Origin of the sequence: Shewanella sp. M-Br (assembly GCF_036245925.1) — a bacterium.
GTDB classification, from domain to species: Bacteria; Pseudomonadota; Gammaproteobacteria; order Enterobacterales; family Shewanellaceae; genus Shewanella; species Shewanella oncorhynchi.
Genome location: NZ_BJBV01000011.1, coordinates 122,787 through 144,069 on the forward strand (window position 1 = coordinate 122,787; position 21,283 = coordinate 144,069).

Annotated in this window: 16 protein-coding genes and 1 pseudogene; 11 read left to right on the forward strand and 6 right to left on the reverse strand. The window is 44.7% G+C overall.

All coding sequences use genetic code 11. The features are described 5' to 3' along the window. Window positions 1–168: 168 nt before the first annotated feature. Together AAA952_RS11355 and AAA952_RS11360 are read right to left on the reverse strand one after the other, a co-directional pair. Window positions 169–2,295, reverse strand: coding sequence for a TonB-dependent receptor (locus tag AAA952_RS11355; protein WP_263142141.1), 2,127 nt, complete (start codon window positions 2,293–2,295; stop codon window positions 169–171). A gap of 282 nt (window positions 2,296–2,577) precedes the next feature. Beyond that, on the reverse strand, window positions 2,578–3,426 hold the full coding sequence (locus AAA952_RS11360; RefSeq protein WP_317629814.1) for a substrate-binding periplasmic protein: 849 nt from the start codon (window positions 3,424–3,426) through the stop codon (window positions 2,578–2,580). A gap of 266 nt (window positions 3,427–3,692) precedes the next feature. Between AAA952_RS11360 and AAA952_RS11365 the strand changes: the two genes are divergently transcribed. Next, entirely contained in the window at window positions 3,693–3,917 is a 225-nt protein-coding gene (locus tag AAA952_RS11365) for a ribosome alternative rescue factor ArfA (protein ID WP_131523432.1), read from the forward strand. Window positions 3,918–4,125: 208 nt separating this feature from the next. Then, complete coding sequence (gene fumC, locus AAA952_RS11370; RefSeq protein ID WP_338257096.1) at window positions 4,126–5,529, forward strand: class II fumarate hydratase; 1,404 nt, start codon at window positions 4,126–4,128, stop codon at window positions 5,527–5,529. Window positions 5,530–5,740: 211 nt separating this feature from the next. Here the strand turns inward: fumC and rimO are convergent, their stop codons facing one another. Next, window positions 5,741–7,159, reverse strand: coding sequence for a 30S ribosomal protein S12 methylthiotransferase RimO (rimO, locus tag AAA952_RS11375; RefSeq protein WP_198573078.1), 1,419 nt, complete (start codon window positions 7,157–7,159; stop codon window positions 5,741–5,743). 417 nt (window positions 7,160–7,576) lie between these two features. Here rimO and AAA952_RS11380 point away from each other — a divergent pair, with 417 nt between their 5' ends. From AAA952_RS11380 to AAA952_RS11400, 5 genes are all read left to right on the forward strand, one after another. Further along, a complete protein-coding gene (locus AAA952_RS11380; RefSeq protein ID WP_113940062.1) occupies window positions 7,577–8,290 on the forward strand; it encodes an oxidative stress defense protein in 714 nt (237 codons plus the stop codon). A gap of 205 nt (window positions 8,291–8,495) precedes the next feature. Then, window positions 8,496–9,272 (forward strand): EAL domain-containing protein, encoded by a 777-nt coding sequence (locus AAA952_RS11385; protein WP_113940061.1) that lies wholly within the window; start codon window positions 8,496–8,498, stop codon window positions 9,270–9,272. A 140-nt stretch (window positions 9,273–9,412) separates the two neighbouring features. After that, entirely contained in the window at window positions 9,413–10,264 is an 852-nt protein-coding gene (locus tag AAA952_RS11390; protein WP_338257099.1) for a class I SAM-dependent DNA methyltransferase, read from the forward strand. A 616-nt stretch (window positions 10,265–10,880) separates the two neighbouring features. Continuing rightward, window positions 10,881–11,459 carry a porin family protein gene (locus AAA952_RS11395; RefSeq protein ID WP_105251308.1) on the forward strand — a complete coding sequence of 193 codons (579 nt, stop codon included), beginning with the start codon at window positions 10,881–10,883 and terminating at the stop codon, window positions 11,457–11,459. A 583-nt stretch (window positions 11,460–12,042) separates the two neighbouring features. After that, window positions 12,043–12,918: a toxin-antitoxin system YwqK family antitoxin gene (locus AAA952_RS11400; RefSeq protein WP_338257102.1), complete on the forward strand. Its 876-nt coding sequence runs from the start codon at window positions 12,043–12,045 to the stop codon at window positions 12,916–12,918. A gap of 313 nt (window positions 12,919–13,231) precedes the next feature. On the opposite strand, the pseudogene AAA952_RS11405 reads toward AAA952_RS11400, so the two are convergent. Further along, window positions 13,232–14,200, reverse strand: a pseudogene (locus AAA952_RS11405) (transposase). A 401-nt stretch (window positions 14,201–14,601) separates the two neighbouring features. Between AAA952_RS11405 and AAA952_RS11410 the strand changes: the two are divergent. Next, a complete protein-coding gene (locus AAA952_RS11410; RefSeq protein ID WP_181800855.1) occupies window positions 14,602–15,108 on the forward strand; it encodes an Imm26 family immunity protein in 507 nt (168 codons plus the stop codon). Window positions 15,109–15,546: 438 nt separating this feature from the next. On the opposite strand, the gene AAA952_RS11415 is transcribed toward AAA952_RS11410, so the two are convergent. Both AAA952_RS11415 and AAA952_RS11420 read right to left on the reverse strand, forming a co-directional pair. Beyond that, window positions 15,547–16,650, reverse strand: coding sequence for a phosphoribosylaminoimidazolesuccinocarboxamide synthase (locus AAA952_RS11415; RefSeq protein WP_338257104.1), 1,104 nt, complete (start codon window positions 16,648–16,650; stop codon window positions 15,547–15,549). Continuing rightward, window positions 16,637–17,065: a hypothetical protein gene (locus AAA952_RS11420; RefSeq protein ID WP_219234511.1), complete on the reverse strand. Its 429-nt coding sequence runs from the start codon at window positions 17,063–17,065 to the stop codon at window positions 16,637–16,639. Before AAA952_RS11420 ends, AAA952_RS11415 begins: the two co-directional genes overlap by 14 nt. Before the next feature lie 247 nt (window positions 17,066–17,312). Between AAA952_RS11420 and AAA952_RS11425 the strand changes: the two genes are divergently transcribed. The 3 genes from AAA952_RS11425 to phsA all read left to right on the forward strand — a co-directional run bounded on the left by AAA952_RS11425 (window position 17,313) and on the right by phsA (window position 21,275). Beyond that, window positions 17,313–17,795, forward strand: coding sequence for an SRPBCC family protein (locus AAA952_RS11425; protein ID WP_338257108.1), 483 nt, complete (start codon window positions 17,313–17,315; stop codon window positions 17,793–17,795). A 104-nt stretch (window positions 17,796–17,899) separates the two neighbouring features. After that, the gene (locus AAA952_RS11430; protein WP_338257110.1) at window positions 17,900–18,562 is read left to right on the forward strand and encodes a pentapeptide repeat-containing protein; all 663 of its coding nucleotides are present in this window, start codon (window positions 17,900–17,902) and stop codon (window positions 18,560–18,562) included. A gap of 430 nt (window positions 18,563–18,992) precedes the next feature. Beyond that, on the forward strand, window positions 18,993–21,275 hold the full coding sequence (gene phsA, locus AAA952_RS11435) for a thiosulfate reductase PhsA (RefSeq protein WP_168825633.1): 2,283 nt from the start codon (window positions 18,993–18,995) through the stop codon (window positions 21,273–21,275). Window positions 21,276–21,283 lie beyond the last annotated feature (8 nt).

Genomic DNA, 21,283 nt, shown 5'->3' on the forward strand with positions numbered 1-21,283 from the left:
TGCTTTAGTGCTAGTAGCATGAATGTGGTTTGAGCATAAAAAGGGCAAGCGATTAATCACTTAATCTGCTTGCCCTTTTTGTTTAACGCGTCGATTAGGGCTGCTCGACCTAAAAAGCCGTGCCGTTAAGAACTATGTTGTTAAAAACAGTGCCTTTAAAATCGGTCATTAAAATGCGTAGCTTGCGCTGAGTTCAAACGAGCGACCTGCACCGGCAATCTGGTTAAAGCCATTGGTATTATCGGCCTTAAATTCAGCCACACTCACGCCGCCCAGTGGCAGCTCATAGTAGCTGTCGAACAGATTATTCACGGCGAAGGTAACAGTCAGATCCTGCCATTTCATGCTGCTGTTCAAATTGAGCAAGGAGTAGCTGTCGGTTTCATTTTCAAGGCGGCGGTCATCTACGCGATCTTTGGTCGCAACCCATTGCCATGAAAGACTGTTTTCCCACTGACCTAACTGATGTTGCAGTGCCAGCTCTGTTTGCAACGGCTTGATTTGATATAAAGGTTCATCACCCTCATCTCGCTCGCCACGGGTTACATTCACTTTGCCTAACACTTGCCATTTACCTGTGCTGGTTTCGGCAAACTGATAGAGCGCATTAAAACGTGCGCCATAGAGATTGGCATCTAAGTTAGTGAATTGGAGAATATTGCGTTTGCCATCAGGCGAACTGGTGCGATTGAAGCTACCAATGACTTCGGCATCGACATAGTCAGTCACAGCTGTGTACCAAGCCGTGGTCGAGACTTGCCAGCTATCATCGTTATATTTGTAGGCTGCGCTCAGGGTATGGGCGGTTTCTGGTTTAAGATCCGGATTACCCACATAACCATTACCATCACCATACCAACCTATCATAGTGGTCGCCATAGTGCCGCGGCCCCAGCTGTAACGTTCGTATAGATTCGGAGCACGATTCTTGCGGGCTAAACCAAACTCAAGTTGTTGATTGGTCGATAATTGATAGCGCGCCAGTAAGGTGGCATCGATCAGATTATCATCACGTTTTCTGTCCATTGCATTAAAGGCTTTTGCCGCTTCTGCGTCGACATTGGGCATGCCCATCATAGGCATGTTGCTATAGGCTTGGACTTCACCAGTATTGGTGGTGACATACTCAAAGCGAACACCCGCCGATAACCACCAGCTTTGACTTAAATCTTGCTGCCATTCGCCATAAACGGCGGCGCGTTTTCGCTGGCCATCGTTGATGTTGATGTAGTCATTGGGCGCCATCATAGTGCCAGGCACCGCAGGCCAAACATCGTCGAGCTGGTAGCTATAGTATTCTTGGCCGACCAGTAAGGTGCTGTCATCACCCATTGGCAAGCGCCAGTGCAGTTGATAGCTGTAGTCATCACCTTCAGTGTTCATTGGCATCTTGCCGGTTTTTTCTGGGGTGAAAAAGCCCATCTCGTGTTTCACGCCGTGCCAGTTTACTTGGGCACTGAATTCACCGTCATCGTCGAGTTTGAGTTGATAACGGGCGAGGGCACCGTAACTCTTGTTATCCGTCATATCCATGTATTGGTTAGCAAAACCTTGGAATGGAATATTTTGGTGGGTCAATTTGATGGCAACTTCTTGAGTCTCATCGCGCCATGCGGCGGTCAAAGCATGGTTTTGTGCACGGTACAGGGTATCGATGACTTTATCGCCATTGCCATCTTTATAGCTGTTGGCATCTTCATAGGCGCCTTGATAGCTTAGGCTGACATTTTTGCTGGCGACTGTTGCGTTGGTGCCGAGTAATAAGGTGTCACTCACACTGCGATATCCAGTTGAAATATCGCCACTATTCCATTTGATGGCCTCGCTTTCACCAAATTTAGGGTTAAGGCTGCTAACCTTGATCACACCCGCAATATTGTCGCCACCGGCACTGACTGGCGATACACCCGCAATGACTTCGGCTGTGGTGATTTGATTGGCGGAGATATAGGACAGCGGTGGATTCATTTGGTTTGCACAGGACGCGGTAATGTCCGCGCCATCAACCAGCACTTTGATGCGATCGCCCATCATACCATTGAGGATAGGTAGGGCCGATACGCCGCCCGCTTCGGAGAAATCGACTCCTTGCCCTTTCAGTAGATTTTCAGCCGAGCCTAAGGCGTTACGGTTTTCGGTCTGTTGGCCATGGACCTCTAAGCGTTCAATATTGGCTAATTCGCTGTCGTCAGCCATAGCCTGTGGCGCTAGCGATAAGCCCATGGCGATTGCGAGGGATGAGGAAATTACTGAAGTTTTAAACGGGTGAGATAAATACGCAGAATTTGCAGCCATCTTATTGTCTTCCATTCACTTGGATTAATTGCGCTGCATTATAAAGAGCATCTCAGTGTGGCAGGTGCGGCATATTGTCGCAGAGGGTAACAAAGCGAGTTAAAACATCAGAATATGGCTTGAGCAGAAGACAAGTTTTCCACTTTTTAATCAGTTAGGCATGATTCTCCTAGCTCTTTATTGGTACCTCAATTGATAAAAGGTCCAATAGAACTCTGCGTTAGCGGTACTTTTGTGATTTAAGCTAACCCAAATGAGGCATTTTAATTTCTGGGATTTAAGCTAGCCAAAATACTTACTATACAAGCGCTGAGTTTCACCTTGGGAATCCATAGCGGCGAGTGCTTTGGCAAATTCAAAGACTTTAGAATCTGGTGTTAACACAGTGGGACTGTTATCTGGGCTGATGGGGATATCAGCGCGATAGTTGGGGTTGTATCTACCGCGGTAGTGGCGGCTTTTTTTCGAGAAACCGAGGTACATTTCCTGCGGTAATTCGCTGTAGTGATAGTGGAGTTTAAACTGGCTTTGGTCACGATTTTTAAGGTAATAATGCAAAGTGGTTTGATCATAAATAAAAAAGTCCCCTTGGTTTGAAAGCAAATAATCCAAGGCTTTAGGGACGGTTAACTCAGGCGGTTTGCGTACCTTAATTTTGTCGGGTAAGCCGCCAAAGTCGTAACTGCCGGGAGCGATTAAGAGGGTCATTTCATTATGGGCTAACTGCTCAATGGAGCGAATATCGGCGGCGCCAGCACGGCTAATGCCAATCGCACGTTGTGAAAGTCCATTGGGGATAAAATGCGCGTATTGAGCCCGCTCTTCGGTGAAATTAAGGCCGGGATAAAAATCGATATTGCCGAGTTTGAGATCCCGCAGAATACGTAATTTAGGTGCGCGCACCACATTGAGTTTGCAGCCAATCTTGTTCGCCGCCGCTTGGTAGAGTTCGTGATAAAATCCCGTGTTATTGGACTCGTCTCCGATAAAGGGTAAGCGTTCGCTGGTACGATACCCCATGGTCATCACGCAGGAGTCTGAACTGGAAAAAGCGTTGGCAAGCGGGGTTTGAAGCATTATCAGTAAAAACAGTGCGCCGAGCCAAGATTGAGCGACTAACACGGATGTCAAATTGATCTCCTTATCTGTCGATTACAAAGTGTAACCTGAGTGCCAATAAAGGTTATGGCAAAATCCACTCACTAAACCTATTAATAAAATCTTATTGATTATTAAGCTAATATATTATTTTTGTTTGAATAATCTATCATACTTTTCTACTAGTCAAAGTCATTTTTTATGTTGGAGTGCACAAACTCTGTACATCTGATTTGATTGCGTTATAGTTTGCGCTGTTAGGCTATGGGCTTAACTTTCATTAAGCAGTGAGGCATAAAATGACTAAGCAAAAACCGCAAAATATGCCCTTAGAACACGAAAGTGGTCGAGGCACCATTACCGATAACGCACTCAAAGCGTTAGTGACGAGTCCCTTGTTTAGGACCCGCACCGAGAAAGCGAAAAAGGGCAAAGGGTCATACGACCGTAAGGCACAAAACCGAAAGGGGCATCAGCACAAGGGCGATGCCCCTTTTGACTTTCTAGGTCTGCGCTTTTGTTAATCTGCTTTTTACTGTTTTAGTTCGCTGCTTTAGTCTGCTGTGTTAGTGCCTCGTTAATCCTGCCAATTCATGCTCCTCCACCTGCCTTTACGCCAATCTTTACGCTTAAATCAGCCTTATTATTGATACTCCTTGTTGGAGGTTAATTGTACTTTCGCCCTGAGCGAGTATGGTGAACGCTGAGAGCGTTTTAGCGAAGGAGATGCACATGGCACAGCAATATCGAGTTGAACACGACACTATGGGTGAGGTGAAAGTCCCCGTCGATTGTTATTGGGGCGCACAAACCGAGCGTTCGCGGCAGCACTTTCGTATTGGTGCTGAGGCATCTATGCCTGTCGAAGTGATCCACGCTTTTGGCTATTTAAAGAAAGCCGCCGCTATTACCAATCAACAGCTTGGCGTCTTGCACCAAGATAAAGCTCAACTGATTGCCCAAGTGTGCGATGAGCTGATTACAGGCGAACTCGATGCGCAATTTCCCTTAGTAATTTGGCAAACAGGCTCGGGCACGCAAACCAATATGAACGTCAATGAGGTGATTGCCTATCGCGGCCATGTACTCTCGGGTGGACAACTTATCGATGCGGTTAAATGCTTGCATCCCAATGACGATGTTAACCGCTCGCAATCCTCCAACGATACCTTTCCCACCGCAATGCACATTGCCGCCTATCGCCAAGCCGTTGAGCTCGTTTTGCCCTGCATGAGGTTATTGCAGCAGAGCTTGCAGGATAAGGCCGAGGAGTTTGCGCACCTAGTTAAAATCGGTCGCACGCATTTTATGGATGCAACACCGTTAACGTTAGGCCAAGAGTTTTCCGGTTACGCCGCGCAGTTAAGTCATGCCATCGAAGGCATTGAGCACAGTCTCAAGCGGGTGGCCGAGTTAGCTTTAGGTGCGACTGCCGTCGGCACTGGGCTGAATACACACAAGGATTACGCCGTTAAGGTGGCGGACAATATCGCAAAACTCACGGGTTTGCCCTTTGTAACGGCGCCGAATAAGTTTGCTGCCCTTGCTGCCCACGATGAATTAGTCGCTCTATCGGCGGCCTATAAAGTGGCGGCGGTTAGTTTAATGAAGATCGCAAATGATATTAGGATGTTAGGTTCTGGCCCGCGCTGCGGCATTGGTGAGTTATTACTGCCTGAAAATGAACCCGGTTCGTCGATCATGCCGGGAAAAGTCAACCCGACTCAGGTCGAGGCTATGACTATGGTGTGCGCGCAAATCATGGGTAATGATGTCGCCGTTGGGATTGGCGGCAGCAATGGTCAGTTTGAGCTCAATGTGTTTAAGCCGATGATCATCGCCAATGTGCTGCAATCGGGGCGCTTATTGGGGGATGCTTGCCAGTCGTTTAATGACCATTGCGTAGTCGGCATAGTGGCGAATGAGCCACAAATCGCGCAGCATGTGGAGAACTCACTCATGTTAGTGACAGCGCTAAATCAACATATCGGTTATGAAAAGGCCGCTAAGATAGCTAAAAAAGCCCATAGTGAGCATAAGACACTGCGCCAAGCGGCATTAGAACTTGAGTTTGTGACTGCAGAAGAGTTCGAGCTTTGGGTCGATGCCAATAAGATGTTGGGACCCGATGCTTAATGCTTAATTCAAAACGTCTCATCCTAGCTGCTGATAAATCAGCGAAATTGAGGCTGGCAATGAATCAATATCGTGGGCCAAGACAGTGTGAAGAAACAGTGGAGTAAGGATGCTGAAGCATTCGCAGTGTTAATGCTTACGAAATGATAAAAACAAAAAGCGAACCAGAGGTTCGCTTTTTGAGTCATAGCCTGTCCTATATCAGAACGGCTTAGTCTTGGGTGTCAGCGTCGACCACTTCAGCCCACAGATCGTGTTCATCTGAATGGGTGATGCGGGCACGAACCAACATACCGGGTTCCAGCTCAGTTTCACCATTGATAAACACCATGCCGTCGATTTCTGGTGCATCGGCGAAGCTGCGGCCAATGGCGCCTTCTTCGTCTACATCATCAATCAGAATATCTAAAGTACGGCCAACGAAACGGGCTAAACGCTCGGCGCTGATCTCGGCTTGGAGTTCCATAAATCTGTGGTATCTGTCTTCTTTCACTTCTTCGCTGATAAGCTCAGCGATGGTGTTGGCGACAGCACCATCGACTTCAGAATACTTAAAGCAACCTACGCGATCAAGACGAGCTTCTTTTAAGAAATCGAGCAGGATTTGGAAATCCTCTTCGGTTTCACCTGGGAAGCCGACGATGAAGGTCGAGCGGATCACTAGATCTGGGCAGATTTCACGCCAGCGTTGAATCGCTTCTAACTGACGGTCAACACGGCCTGGACGCTTCATCATCTTGAGGATGCGCGGGCTTGCATGCTGCATTGGAATATCCAAATACGGCAGGATTAAACCTTCGGCCATCAAGGGGATCAAATCGTCAACCCATGGGTAGGGATAGATGTAATGCAGACGCACCCAAGCGCCCATTTTACCCAGTTGGCGCGCTAGGCTAGTAATGTCTTGCTTGACTGGCATACCGTTCCAAAAATCGGTACGACCGCCTTTGTCTTTGCCGTAGGCCGAGGTGTCTTGGCTGACAACTAGAATTTCTTGTACGCCTGATTCCACTAAACGCTTAGCTTCATCTAAGATGCTGCCCGCTGGGCGGCTGTCGAGATCGCCACGTAGTGAAGGAATGATGCAGAAAGTACAACGGTTGTCGCAACCTTCTGAAATTTTTAAATAAGCGTAATGCTTAGGCGTTAACTTAACCCCAGTTTGTGGGATTAATGAGGTGAAAGGGTTGTGTTCTGGCTTAGGCACGTATTTGTGAACGTGCTTTAACACGGCTTCGTAGCTGTGTGGGCCAGTGATTTCTAACACATCTGGGTGCACTTCGCGGATTTGGTTTTCTTTGGCGCCAAGGCAGCCAGTGACGATCACTTTGCCGTTTTCTTCTAAGGCTTCACGCACAGCATCCAGAGACTCTTCCACCGCAGCATCGATAAAGCCGCAGGTATTGACGATAACTAAGTCGGCATTGTCGTAGCTGTTAGTCACTTCGTAGCCGTCGATGCGTAACTGAGTCAGAATACGCTCTGAATCCACGAGGTTTTTTGGGCAGCCCAAAGACACGAAACCGATGCGATTCCCAGTGGTAACAGCATTGGTGCTTGCTGCTTCTAATGTTTTGACTGGGATATCAAGCGTGGTCGTTTGCTTGGGTTTAAAAGTTTCAACTGTCATGGTTTCTCGCTGAGGTATAAGCCGCCTTAAAAAAGTTGGCGGATTATACCTGAAGTGATTAAAAGGTACAGTAGCTTTGGCTGAAAAGTGTACAACTGGGGCGCTGAATATGCCAGTTAACCCTAAGGCCTATTTTGGGTGTGGATATAGGAAGATAGGCCAAAGATCCAAGGTCGAATTTATCTGGATAAAAAGCGCTAAAAAATTTTCAGAAAAATTAACCCTTTTTAAAATTGGCCGCGTTTATAGGGACAAGAGACAATTTCTTGATGCTGTTACATATTGGCACAAGTATTGGCACTTTTTACTGATAGCCTAAGCGCTAAATAAGCGACACAGTCGTTTTAGCCGTCTCGTTTTGAATATGCGTTCTATTTGAAGTGGTTTAGGTATAAGCACATTATTTTGGAGTAAGTTATGAAAAATTCTCTTTTAGCGGTATTGGTGGCGGGTGGTCTTTTTTCTAGCGCGTTTATGGCGCCAGCAGTGCTCGCCGCTGAGGTCGATTTCCCGCATATTGAAACCATGGGGGTGAGTCAAATCCAAGTCGAGCCTGATATGGCGGATGTGAATGTGGAAGTGGCCGTGACCGAAAAAACCGCTAAAGCCGCCAAAGATAATTCCGATGCCGCCGTGGCTAAGTTTATCGCCCGTCTCACCGCAGCGGGTGTGACTAAAGATCAGATCCAGAGCGCGAATTTAAATCTTCAACCGCAATACGTCTATGTGCAGGATAAAGCGCCAGAGCTGACGGGTTATACTGCCAGTCGCCAAATTACCGTGTCGGTAACAGACTTAAGCCGCTTGAATGCTATTTTAGATTCTGCCTTAGAAGAGGGTATGAATCGGGTGAATAACATCGCCCTTAAGTCGAGTAAAGAAGCTGAATACGTCGCCAAAGCACGTCAAGCTGCGATTGTGGATGCCAAACAAAAAGCCGAATCTTTGGCTAAAGGCTTTGGTGAAAATCTCGGTAAGATCTGGCAGATCCGTTATTACGATCAACGCCCTGTGCAACCGGTCATGTTACGCATGAGCGCTAAAGCCGATGCCATGGGCGCCGCCGAGAGCTATCAGTACGGCCAAGTGAGCATAGAAGATAGAGTTGAAGTGGTTTATAAACTGAAGTAAATCAGTCTGAGGTATATGGTGATGGATGAAGCTCCTATTGAGATTCATCCATTTTTTTATGCCGTTTACAATCGTTTTATATTTTTGGAAATAGCATTCTTCACTCTATATGTGATGGATTTTATTAGGATGATGAACAGTAAAAACTGGCAAATTTAAGTATTTATCCTCACACTAGTAAGTGTTAATGTTTAGGAGGCCGTTTATGGATTTTCCCGCTCGAATAAAGCAACAAACTTGCATGGATTGCTTAAGTGGTAAGTCATTAGGATTTGAAATTCGAATGGCATTTCAACCTATTATCCATTGGCCTAGTCGTGAGATTAGCGGTTATGAAGCTCTGGTTAGAGGCCCTGATGGTGAAGGGGCTGCGTGGGTGTTTGAGCGGATTAATGAAAATAATAAATACTATTTTGATCAGGCTTGCCGTGTTAAAGCGATAGAAACCGCTTCAAAGCTGGGACTCGATAAGATGCTCAGTATCAACTTTTTACCTAATGCCGTATATAACCCTGAGACCTGTATCCGCGCGACGATTGAAGCCGCCGACATGTATGGGTTTGATATTCACAAAATCATGTTCGAAGTGACTGAGGGCGAGCAAATTGTTGATCGGGCAAAATTAGTCCGTATCTTCGAGAGCTATGCTAAGCGTGGTTTTATCACTGCAATCGATGATTTTGGCAGTGGTTTTGCTGATTTAAGCTGGCTCGAAGCCCTGCGCCCTCAAGTATTAAAACTTGATATGACCTTGATCCGTGATATCGATCTCGATAGAGAAAAGCAGTTAGCCGTGGATGAAATACTGCGTATTTGTTTAGAGCTTAATACAAGAGTTTTGGCCGAAGGCATTGAGACTGAAGCCGAACTTAATTATCTCGCTGGAATAGGGATTGAGTATTTTCAGGGTTATTATTTTGCCAAACCACAACTCGAATATTTGAGTTCCTATGAAGAGCTGAGCTTTCACGCCCCAAAGTAAATGGTTAGGTGGATTGATATCGTTGCACGATTAGAGTGATAACACGTGCTGAGACTCGATGGATAATTCTTTGTTTCTGATATCGGCTAACTGATATATCATGCGCCACCTAAAATTGCCCTTGTTACCTATTCGCTACTATGTCTTCCAACGCGCTCTATACCGATTTATCCGGTTATTACGATTTAATGTGTTCCGATATCAACTACCAGCAACAGAGCGCGAGTATCCATCGTCTGCATCAGTTCCTCGGCAATAATGGTAAGCAACATCTTGATTTAGCCTGTGGCACTGGTCCGCATGTGCGGCATTTTATCGACCTTGGTTATCAGTGCAGTGGCCTTGATATTAATCAGCCTATGCTAGACATGGCAATGCGTCGTTGTCCTGAAGCTCAGTTTAACCTCCAAGATATGACGGCTTTTTATTTAGAAGAGCGCGTCGATTTGATTACCTGTTTTTTATATTCCATCCATTACAGTGCTTGCATTGAACGTCTTAAAAGCTGTATCGCCAGTGTGCATAGCGCACTTAATGATGGTGGGCTGTTTTGTTTTAATACTGTCGATAAGCACAGAATCGATAACACAAGTTCGGTTAAGCATTTTGCCGAGTTTGATGGTAGCCATTTCGCCTTCGAATCCGGCTGGCATTACAGTGGGCAAGGTGAGAAACAGTCATTAAAGTTGAGTATTGCCAAAAGCAGTCAGCCGTTTGCTGAGTTCTCGCCTTTACCTGTTTCTGATATGAAAGGCTTAGGCTCGCTGGAAGCCGAGTTAAACGCTGCAGGTTTGCAAGAAGTGGGTTTACAAGAAGTCCACAGTATTGAGCAATGGCAAGACCAACATGCTATGGTCGCTACCAGCTTCACTGAGCTGCAGGAATTGTTAGCGCCCTATTTTGAAGTGCATGTTTTCGAACACGATTATGAAAGAATTGTCCCGTGGGATTTAGCATCAGGTAATGCGCTGTTTGTTTGCGTGAAGATTTGACCTTCTGTTGAAGGTTGGTAACAGAAGGCTTGCTCATAATGTCAGTGTGACTTGTTAAATCTCGCTTCTCTTTCAGTCTGTTTTTATTTAAACCCAAATGAAAGTAGTAGACTTCACTCCTGATTTTTCATCAAGAGTCGACCAAAAGGGGAAAGTACCTGTTCCCCTTTTGGATATTCCTCGCCAAATAACGTCCATGTTTAACAATCAGTTCGTCATCCATAACTCTTGTTTATAACGCTGCCGCACAGTATTCCCGTTAAAGCTTGCTTTAATAAACTTGCTTTAATAAGTAAGTCGCACAATATAAATGATAATGGAATTAATTAAATGTAATGATTTTGTATGTTTATTTTGTTGCCTATGAAATAGTTACAATTTCATAGGCAATAAATACATTAAGACAGAATTAGCACGGCTTTAGTGTAAGTATGAAAAAAGTTTCATGTGTTTTATAAAAATAGTTAACTTGAATTTAAAATATTAAAATAAATCTATACTGTTGATAAGTAAGGTTATTGTTTTCATTATGTATTGATCTGAGTGTGGTTTTGCGAGGTTGGCATTATTTTTGTAATGTCCTTAGTGTATTTAAATAATTAACTAGGAGTACTTTATGAAAAATCCCATTCTTACTTTAGCTGCCATTATTTCTTTAGCCTCTTTTAGTGCATATTCTCATGCTGATAACATGAGCAACAGTGATGCCGCAGAAAACGGTATCTATGTCGGCGCTAACTACGGTTATTTAAAAGTCGATGGCGATGATGATTTTGATGATAATAGTGATGTAATGCAGGGCCTTGTTGGTTATAAGTTTAATAAATACCTCGCTCTTGAAGGTAGTTACATTAACTTTGGTGATTATGGTAATGGTTTAGCAAATGCCGAAACCGATGGTTATACGGCAGCCCTTAAAGTCATGCTTCCCATTGCAGACCGAGTTGAGCTATATGCTAAAGGTGGTCAGTTATGGTATTCGACAGATTATGACGTCGTCGGATTTTCTGGCAATGACGATGGCGAAGGTGTATTTGCGGGTGCTGGTGTGGCATTTAAAGTCACAGATCGATTTTTAATTAATGCTGAGTACACTTGGTATGATGCAGATATTAATGTAGATAGCGTCGCCAATGGCGGGAAAACAGATACAGACTTTAATCAAGCCAGTATCGGTGTTGAATATCGCTTCTAATTAGTAATCTCATCAACAATTCATAATTATTAAGGCGTGATACTTTAAGTGTCACGCCTTTTTTACTTTATCTTGATGGTAGATGTTATTGGATTTAATAAGAAGTATTGGCAGCCATTTATAAACAACAATATAATTCACTTTCCATTTTTTGCCTACAATCTGTTATGGCGAAAATTGCTTGAACGAGTACCATTAAAAATGATGGGACGATATATGGTACAAAAGTCAAACTAATTCATTAAAAAAGGCGTTTTTAAACATGCAAACCCCACCGATTTTAGGCATGGGAGGATTGCCTATCGTCATTAGGACGATGACAATCAGTACATTTATATCGAAAGCGCTGTTCTAAAAGAATAAAAACCTGGTATCGTCTTACTATGGTAAAATACAGATAATTCATGGTGATAGTCTCTTACATCTATGGTTAACATAAGTATGCTTTTGAGTAAGCTATGGTTAAAAATAGAACTGATAGATTGAGATTTGCACTCTTGGGCGTTAATCTTGCCTCTATTCTTCGATTAGAGTATCGCACTTCGGAGTTGAATTTGAGTTATCTTAATTATGGTATAGTAAAATGAGTAAAAAAATATTTACAGGAAAAGTAACAGGTCATTATAAAAATGGTCAACTAAGGATTGAGGAAAATTATGAAGATGGAAAGTTAAATGGTATTCGTAATAGTTATTATGAAAACGGTCAGTTAGAAAAAGAAGAAAATTATAAATATGGAACGTTAGATGGTATTTGTAATAGTTATTATAAAGACGGTCAGTTAGAAAAAGAGGGAACTTATAGAAAAGGCAATAGAGAAGGCATTTATAAGCATTATTGGTCTAATGGAAAACTAATGGAGGAAAAGTTTTATGTAAATGGGAAAGAAGAGGGTATTTGTAAAAGCTATTATAGAAACGGTCAGTTAGAGTCGGAATTGACTTATGAAAATGGGACTTTAGAAGGTGTTTGGAAATATTATAATGAAAATGGTCAAGTAACAGTACAAATTTTTAAAAATGGGAAAGAAGACGGTTTTTATCGAACTTATCATTGTAATGGTGAACTAGAGAATGAAGCGTTATATATAAATGGAAAATTAGAAGGTGTTTGGAGGTGTTATAATGAAAATGGTAGATTGACAGTGGAAAAAAACTATGTTAATGGTATTAGAAATGGTCTGTTTAAATATTATAATGAATACGGTAAATTAGAGGCGGAAGGCGTTTATAAAAATGATCAATTAGATGGTCTTTATAAAGCCTATGATGAGGAAGGAATATTGCAAGCTGAGGAATATTATAAAAATGGAGAGCGAGAGGGGCTTTTTAAGAGTTATCATAAAAATGGTATAATAGAAGTAGAAGGAACTTATGAAAATGGTAAGAAAGAAGGTATTTGGAAAAGCTATAATGAAGATAGTCATTTAATTCAAGAAACGACTTATAATAATGATTAGTTAGATGGAATCTTTAAAAAAATTGCAGCAATTGACAATTAGTGTTGGAAGAAATAAATCTTGTCCTCCATTTGTAGCGAAGATATAAATCAGGCCACCCAATATAAAACAAGAACATAATGTACTTTCAGTTAGCATCCAAGTGACTAAAAGTCACTTAGCGGCTAAATAGCTTGCGAGGTATTGCTCCAGAGGATGAGGACTAACTCAATTAGCCTATTTTGCTGAAAAACTTAGATTTTTAGTAAAAAATACCTAAGCCATTCTCTTGTTGGCTGTTGTGAAAGGCATGGTTAATGATGCAGGATTGAAATCAGCCAGCGTTGAGGTGCTGACAGCATTTGGCAAAGTGCCGTCGTCGCTTTTCTAAGTGTTCGCAGTAATCAGTCAGTTCTTGCAAGGTTCCCACAGGGCCATGAAATAGCTTACCAAACTCGGTGGTAAGCTTAAGCCAATTGTCATGGTGGATATTTAATCTTGTCAGTAACTTGGCGCTATTTTCAGTGATTGCACCTAGTTTATCATTTCGAATAATTCGACCGGTATCATCCACCAATTGAAGGTAATCTATTAATGAAAACGTAATGCCAATGGGTTGGTTATCGCGTTCATTGCCGATAAAAGGCAATAGATTTTTGGGCTGCTCATCTTTCAATGCCGCCTGAATTCGAAGCTGAATACTGGCATGAGCTGATCGCTCCAGTGTATCGGCCATTTGGGCTCTGATGGGATTCAAATCCACATAAGTCATACAGGCTAAAACGGCAGCTTCATCAAGTAGAGCTTGATTCTCTATAAAAGAAATAGGTAAATCGACCTTCCCAAAAACGCCCAGTACAGTTATCTTCTTGATTTGCTTGTCTTGCTATCGGCTCGTTTAAGCAACGCATGAACCAACTGATATCACATAAGCGGTGCGATAAATGGCGATTGAATGCCTTAATCTGTTGACCTCGTCCGCTTCAACCAACCCACCTTTGGCGAATTTTTGCGTTAATTCATCGCCTTTAAATAGCTTATGCCATTGCTCAAGCACCTCCCTGTCGCTCCTGCGGTTTGCTGTCTCTACATCAATGCGTAAAACCACATGTAGATGATTGGACATCACCGCAAAGGCCGCCACATCTATTGCAAAAACGGCTTCGAGTTCAAACAATAGCGATTCTACCCAAGCGCGGCGATGGTCATGGTTTTTACCTGAGTAACGATCATCGCCACACAAAAAAGCACGTCGAACGACACGACTGCAACAGTGATAAAAAGGGGTGTCTTCAAGACTAATCTGAGTTCTGCGAGGGCGCGGCCTACAAACCTCCTTGTTTAATGCTTAACCAAAGCATATTCGGAGGTTAACTACCTCGCCATTAACGATGGATGTCCATTTAGTATTTTGGATGTCCATTTAGTATTTCCATTTAGTATTCTTTAGTATTCTCATGCACAAGTCAGAGGGTATGAACAAGCGGATATTGAACATTACAAAACGTTAGATACTTCTCAGCGTGGAGTCTACACAGAAGACGGTAAATTTAATGCTGGAGCAGGCAACCGTGCTCGCTCTTACGACCCCAGCAGATTGAGTGTTCCTAATGATAAGAGGGCCAAAGCGTTTGATGAAAACTATAGAAATAGAATGTCAACACATTCATCTTCGAAGAAAAAATGCTAACTTGGTGGGGGCGTATGAAAAAGATTGATGTAGGTACTTGTTTTTACATTCCGCTTGAAAGCGGTGAGTTTGGTTTCGGATACATTGTTTATGATGATCGGTTTCTCATTGTGAATATATTTGATTTTAAATCAATAAGTTGTAAGGAAATTGCCTCTGCTTTTGATCGGCCACTTTTGATTGAAGGGTGGCTAATTGATGTGGTTGTTTTCGCTAAAATAAAAAATGCAATGTACCCAAAGTGGGAGTTACTACGTAAAGTTATATATGACAACCCTAAGTTCCCTGTAAACCCTATAGTAATATATGGGCTGCCAAGCAGGCTCAAATGCCTAAATTATGTAACTGGCGACACGTTTGACGCTGCGGATAATGATATAAATATTTATCCTAGATTTATCACGAGGCATAGTGACTATTACTCTGCTTTCGTGAGGTTAAAGTATTCTGGTGTTCAGTTTGATAATCTGCGGTTTGATGAAAAGCTTGATTGCTATATACCAGTTCTCAATGGTCTGTAATTTTTTACTATTAGCAGAGGTTGTATCAATACTACATAGTTAGACATGTTGGCTGTACAGATCTAGTTATCACCTTACACCGAAACAATTTAACGAGCCGCCCATTGTTAAATTTGTAAAGTGTCTGCTTGTGAAAAGGCATACAGATTACTGAAGAGTTGGTTGAATTAAGCATTGGCATGTAAGTGACCGTCCGTGACATGGTCGCTCATTCACATCCATGTGATCGCGACATTCGTAAATCCTTTTACATCAGATGCCGTCGTCGAGCCCTCATGGATGAGTTCATGGCGTGTCACTGGAATGACAGTGCTTAATCATCAGCGGTGTATTGGTTAAGTTTTTGAATGACTTAAACAAAAAGGCGCCTAAGCGCCTTTTCTACTATTCAGTTATGGGTAAACCACCCAAAACCTCAGATTTGATTACAACTCTCTATTACACAATCAGATCATACTCATCTTTGAGTATCTTGATGATATCTGCCTTTGGATTCGCTGGCAGCGGGATTGGAGCGCCAGTCACCTTCTCGGCAACGCCGGTGTAAGTGCGTGACACTTGCATCATGGCCTCAAGTGGGAGGTTATTGTCGCGGGCGAGTGCTTCACGCTCTGGCATTCTGTCTTTGTTGAGCAGCACATCAGGATCGGGGAAATGATTTAGCAGGAATTGGCGGAAACCCTCTTTAGAGTTTTCTAAAATCTTGCCATCGCGGTAGGCTGCGCCGTCCCAAATGCGTGATGAGTCTGGGGTGCCGACTTCATCCATGTAAATCAGTTTTGAATTGCCATCTTTATCGGTCACATAACCGAACTCAAATTTAGTGTCGACAAACACTTGATCAATGTCGGCCAGTGCTTTTGAAATCACTTTAAAGCCATCCTTTAACAGCTTCTCGTACAGGTCGATATCTTCTAACTTTTCAAAGCCAAAGGCTTGGTAGTTGGCTTCGATATCGCTGCGGCTGATGTTCACGTCATCTTGGGCTGGCACGCCTGGGATGCCGGTTAAAATACCCTTAGTCGATGGGGTGATTAACAGCTCAGGGAGCTTTTGATCTTTCTCTAAGCCTTCTGGCAGTGTGATGCCACAGAATACGCGCTCGCCCTTAGAGTAAGCGCGCCACATTGAGCCTGTGATGTACTGGCGGCAAATGGCTTCGACCTTAATGGGGCGGGCTTTTTGGACTATCCATACGAACGGGTGCGGGATATCCAAAATATGGCTGTCGGCTAGGCCGTTTTCGGCGAACAGTTTAAACCAGTGGTTAGAAATCGCGTTTAATGCCGCGCCTTTACCGGGAATGCCTTTGAGGCCGCCTTCACCGTGGAAGATACAGTCGAAGGCCGAGATACGGTCGCTGATCACCATGATGGCGAGCGGGGTATCTTCGGGTACGTTATAACCCTTGGTTTTGATTAAACGGCGGCTGTCGGCATCGGTTAGCCAGTAAACGCTGCGAACCTTGCCGCTGTGGACTGGGCTGTCGGTGCGGATTGGCAAATCGTTATTCACGGCTAATACGGAATCAGCAAGACTCATGACGAGTATTCCTTAGGATAGAGAGTGTAGGGATAAGGTTTTTATAAGTGTCGGTTTGCAGATGGACTATGGCGTTAGCAACAGCCAGATTCATTGCAACCGCTTTATTATTCGCGCTTGGCTTAGGGCGTAAATCGCTCAGCCAGTTTGCGGGATTTGATGTTAAATCTTGAACAGCAAAAGTCGTATTTTCGGGCGGTGTTTGAATTGTATTGGGTGGAGATAATGCAAGGGATGGAACAAACGCAGGGCAAGGTTGGCACCACAGTGAAAGTGGTCTGCGAAAGCGGGCTGGGCCCGTGCCATTTTGCTCGAAAATGCTAACCATTAATCCGAGAGAACCTTGTTCTAGACTGCCGCGAAAAAGTGGCGACATTCTACCTTTTTTGACAAAATTTGCCACGGCTATTTGCATCGCTCTTTGCACAGATCTTTACATAGCCCTTTACACTGCTCTTTATATAGTTCTGTGGCTTGAATCTAGCGGGCATAAGGATTTGCAAGGGAATCACGCGCTAACACTCAGTGCTGAGCATGATGGAGGGCTGGTGTTCTGCGGACGAGCGAATGTTGAAGGGCTGTATTTTAGTGCGCTGATGTGCGAGCTTATGACGTAGCTGCAGCCGACAAGACCATCAAGCCAAATATCCAATGGAGGGAATATGAGCACAAGTCAGCATGTACATAATGATAATCAACGAGAGCTAGTATTAGAGCGGATTATCGATGCGCCGCCAGAAAAGCTGTTCCGCGCGTGGACCGAGCCAGAACTCCTCAAAATTTGGTTTACGCCAAGGCCGTGGACTGTGGCTAGCGCGAGCTTAGATGTGCGTGCCGGTGGTTCAAATATGATCGTGATGCGCAGCCCTGAGGGACAGGATTTCCCGAATCGTGGCGTGTATCTCGAGGTGGTTGAGAATAAGCGCATCGTATTTACCGATGCCTTTACTGAGGCTTGGGTGCCGTCCGATAAAGCCTTTATGACGGCAACTATTACTTTTGAACCTGTGGAAGGCAAGACCAAGTACACTGCGCGGGTGCTGCATTGGAATAGTGAAGATAGGCAGAATCATGAGGATATGGGGTTTCATCAGGGTTGGTCTAAGGCGACCGATCAGCTTGAGGAACTCGTCGCGAGCATTTAGCCGGTGAGTCTCAAGCCTCGTATCAGAGAGTAAACAATAAGCAGTATCTAGCCCAATTGCCCTGCATATTTTATTGCTGGGGATTGGGCAGGATTAGAGGTGTTATGTCGTCACAGAAAGAAGTGCCACAGCTTACACAATCACAGCTTGCGCCATCGCAACTCGCGCAAAGCGCGGCTTTGCAGGGCAATAGTTTTTTATCAAAACAGTTCAATGGCTTGTCGGAATTAGCCCAAGATCTACAGGGCATCGAGTTCGAGGATTGTTGCTTTCAAGATTGCCATTTTAGCGAGAGCACTTTCCGTAAATGCAAGTTTATCGATTGCCGCTTTGTGCGTTGCAACTTAAGTTTAGTGAAAGTGCCCCAGTGTCAGTTCAGCGGGGTGGAGTTTGAAGAATGTAAGTTAGTCGGTATCGATTGGACCCGCGCCGCGTGGTCGCGTTTATCCTTTGCCGCGCCCTTTTCCTTTAAGCAATGCATCCTAAATGACTGCTCATTTTTAGGCTTGTCCCTCGATGAAATCATCATCGAAGAGTGCAAGGCCCACGATGTCGATTTTCGCGAGGGCAGTTTTAATCAAGCCAATTTCACCTACACGGATTTTAGTCATAGTCTGTTTGGCCGAACTCAATTATTGGAGGCGGATTTCAGCGAGGCATCCAATTACGATATCGACATTTTTAACAATAAAATCAAAGGCGCTAAGTTTAGCCGCGATGAAGCGACTCGGCTGCTCAACTGCCTCGATATAGAATTAATGGATTAAGGATTGTGGTAGGTTTTTACTCAGCTTTTCACTCAGCATAGTGATGATCATCCCACGAGTGTTATCGCAATTTACTGAAATATCTGTTTGTTTTTGAAGCCGCCATTTGTCCCATCTGGCGGCTTTTTCTGTCCGTTTTTTAAGACCTATTGATCTTATTCACGTATTTCAAGGTCAGTCTTAGGTTTTAGTTGCGGTAGATCACACCGAGCTTCCCCATGTGGTTTACCACAATACCCACCTACCTCTTTCGGGATAACAATCTCTGTGGATGAGCAGTGTATTCAGCGTATGCCGTGTATTTTGAAGATATGGTGGCGCTGTTTTAACGCTTTATAACTAAAAAAGTAATCAAATCAGTGAGCAAACCTCTGCTCGATGGCGTCCAATGTGGCGACTGGCGGGTGGGATGAGCGTGATGGAGGTAACCATGATTGAGCTTAATAGGCGAACCTTTTTAAAGGGAGCAGGAGCGAGCAGCGCCACGTGTGCGTTGGCCAGTCTGCTGCCGGGCAGCTTAGCGGCATTAGAGAATAAGCAGCTAAAGGGCATGGGCAAAGACATTGCCAGTATTTGTGAAATGTGTTCGACTCGCTGCCCGATTTCGGCGCGGGTGATTGAGGGCAAAAACGTCTTCATTAGTGGCAACAAGGCCGCTAAATCCTTTGGCGGTAAAGTGTGTGCCCGTGGCGGCGCAGGCCATAGTTTATTGTACGATCCACAGCGTATCGTTAAACCGTTAAAGCGGGTCGGTGAGCGCGGCGAAGGTAAATGGGCTGAGATCAGTTGGGATGAGGCTTATAAATTAATCGCTGAAAACCTCAATAAAATCAAAAAAGAACATGGTCCAGAAGCCGTGGCATTCTCGTCAAAATCTGGCTCACAAGAAAAGCATTTGTTTCACCTTGCGACCGCCTTTGGTAGTCCAAATACCTTTACCCACGCGTCGACTTGCCCTGGTGGTTATGAAATTGCCGCTAAGGCTATTTTTGGCACTAAGGTCAAACGTGATTTAAGTAATTCTAAATACATCATTAACTTCGGCCATAACCTGTACGAAGGCATCAATATGTCCGAAACCCGCGGCATGATGGCGGCGCAAATGGACAAAGGTGCCAAGCTGGTGGTGTTCGAGCCAAGATTTTCCGTCGTGGCCGATAAAGCCGATGAATGGTATGCCATTCGCCCCGGTACCGACGTGGCCGTCGCCTTGGCGTTATGCCATGTATTGATTGAAGATAATCTTTACGACAAGGCATTTGTCGCGCGCTATGTGGAAGGCTTCGAAGCCTTTGCCGCCGAAGTGAAAGCCTATACCCCTGAATGGGCTGAAACCATCTCCGATGTGCCTGCCAAAGACATTCGTCGTATCGCCCACGAATATGCCGCTAAAGCGCCCCATGCTGTGGTCGATTTTGGTCACAGAGCCACCTTTACCACCGAAGAGTTTGAGATGCGCCGCGCCCTTTACGCCGCTAACGTCTTGATTGGTAACATCGAGCGTAAGGGCGGGATTTATATCGGCCAGAAACCCGGTGATTACAACAAGCTTGCCGGTGAAGCGGTTGCGCCCGTATTGGCAAAACCTGGCGTGAAAGACATGCCAAAACCAGCAGCGAAACGTATCGATCAGGTGGAAGAACAGTACGCCATGATGTGGACATCGGGCGGCGTTTACCAAACTATTCTCGATGCCACATTAAGCGCTGTTCCTTACCAGTTACACGGTTGGGTGATGTCACGCACTAACCCAATGCAAACCATGACAGACAGAGCACGCGTTGTTGAAGCGATGAAAAAGCTCGACTTTATCGCCGTGTGTGATGTGTATATCAGCGAAACCGCCGCCTATGCGGACGTGATTTTACCTGAGTCAACTTATCTTGAACGTGATGAAGAAATTGCTGATAAGTCAGGTAAAAATCCGGCCTATTATGTGCGCCAACGGGTCGTTGAAACCTTAGGTGATACTAAGCCTTCTTGGCAGATCTTTAAGGATGTGGGTGTGGCTATGGGTCTTGGCGAGTTCTATCCATGGGAAAACATGGAAACCCTGCAAATGCTGCAGGTGAACCGCGACACTGACCTGCTGCGCCGGATCAAAGACGAAGGTTTTGTGAGCTTCGGTAAGCCAATTATGTTGTGCGAGCCTAAGATGGTTGCCGAGTTTATTAAGGCATACCCCAATGCGCGACCTGCCGATGAAGACGGCACTTACGCCAGCGCACTGACCTTTAAAACCCCGAGTGGCAAGATTGAACTCACTTCCGCGAAAGTCGAAGCCATGGCACCGGGCCGTGGGGTGATCAAGTTCCGCGAAGTGAATCTTAAAAAAGCAGATGAGTTGTACTTTATCCAAGGCAAAGTGGCGGTGCACACCAATGGTGCCACCCACAATGTGCCTATGCTCGCTAACCTGATGTCGGATAACGCTGTGTGGGTTCACCCCGTTACTGCGGGCAAGTTAGGGATCAGCAATGGCGATCCAATCCGCCTCACCAGCAGTGTTGGCACAGAAGAAGGCCATGCCTTAGTCACGCCGGGTATTCGCCAAGATACTGTGTTTGCTTACATGGGCTTTGGTTCTAAAAACAAAGAGTTGGTCAGAGCAACGGGCAAAGGTATCCACTGCGGTAACTTACTGCCGCATGTTACTGCTCCTGTGTGTGGCATGACAGTGCACACCACGGGCGTCACGCTGGCAAAGCGCTAATCGGAGGC

Excerpts from the sequence above, each read along its gene's own strand:
- AAA952_RS11410 (WP_181800855.1), top strand. The coding sequence starts at position 14,602 with ATGAAAAAGATTGATGTAGGTACTTGTTTTTACATTCCGCTTGAAAGC.
- AAA952_RS11355 (WP_263142141.1), bottom strand. The coding sequence starts at position 2,295 with ATGGCTGCAAATTCTGCGTATTTATCTCACCCGTTTAAAACTTCAGTA.
- AAA952_RS11395 (WP_105251308.1), top strand. The coding sequence starts at position 10,881 with ATGAAAAATCCCATTCTTACTTTAGCTGCCATTATTTCTTTAGCCTCT.
- AAA952_RS11385 (WP_113940061.1), top strand. The coding sequence starts at position 8,496 with ATGGATTTTCCCGCTCGAATAAAGCAACAAACTTGCATGGATTGCTTA.
- AAA952_RS11415 (WP_338257104.1), bottom strand. The coding sequence starts at position 16,650 with ATGAGTCTTGCTGATTCCGTATTAGCCGTGAATAACGATTTGCCAATC.
- fumC (WP_338257096.1), top strand. The coding sequence starts at position 4,126 with ATGGCACAGCAATATCGAGTTGAACACGACACTATGGGTGAGGTGAAA.
- AAA952_RS11425 (WP_338257108.1), top strand. The coding sequence starts at position 17,313 with ATGAGCACAAGTCAGCATGTACATAATGATAATCAACGAGAGCTAGTA.
- AAA952_RS11380 (WP_113940062.1), top strand. The coding sequence starts at position 7,577 with ATGAAAAATTCTCTTTTAGCGGTATTGGTGGCGGGTGGTCTTTTTTCT.
- AAA952_RS11400 (WP_338257102.1), top strand. The coding sequence starts at position 12,043 with ATGAGTAAAAAAATATTTACAGGAAAAGTAACAGGTCATTATAAAAAT.
- AAA952_RS11365 (WP_131523432.1), top strand. The coding sequence starts at position 3,693 with ATGACTAAGCAAAAACCGCAAAATATGCCCTTAGAACACGAAAGTGGT.
- AAA952_RS11430 (WP_338257110.1), top strand. The coding sequence starts at position 17,900 with ATGTCGTCACAGAAAGAAGTGCCACAGCTTACACAATCACAGCTTGCG.
- AAA952_RS11420 (WP_219234511.1), bottom strand. The coding sequence starts at position 17,065 with ATGCAAATAGCCGTGGCAAATTTTGTCAAAAAAGGTAGAATGTCGCCA.
- rimO (WP_198573078.1), bottom strand. The coding sequence starts at position 7,159 with ATGACAGTTGAAACTTTTAAACCCAAGCAAACGACCACGCTTGATATC.
- phsA (WP_168825633.1), top strand. The coding sequence starts at position 18,993 with ATGATTGAGCTTAATAGGCGAACCTTTTTAAAGGGAGCAGGAGCGAGC.
- AAA952_RS11390 (WP_338257099.1), top strand. The coding sequence starts at position 9,413 with ATGTCTTCCAACGCGCTCTATACCGATTTATCCGGTTATTACGATTTA.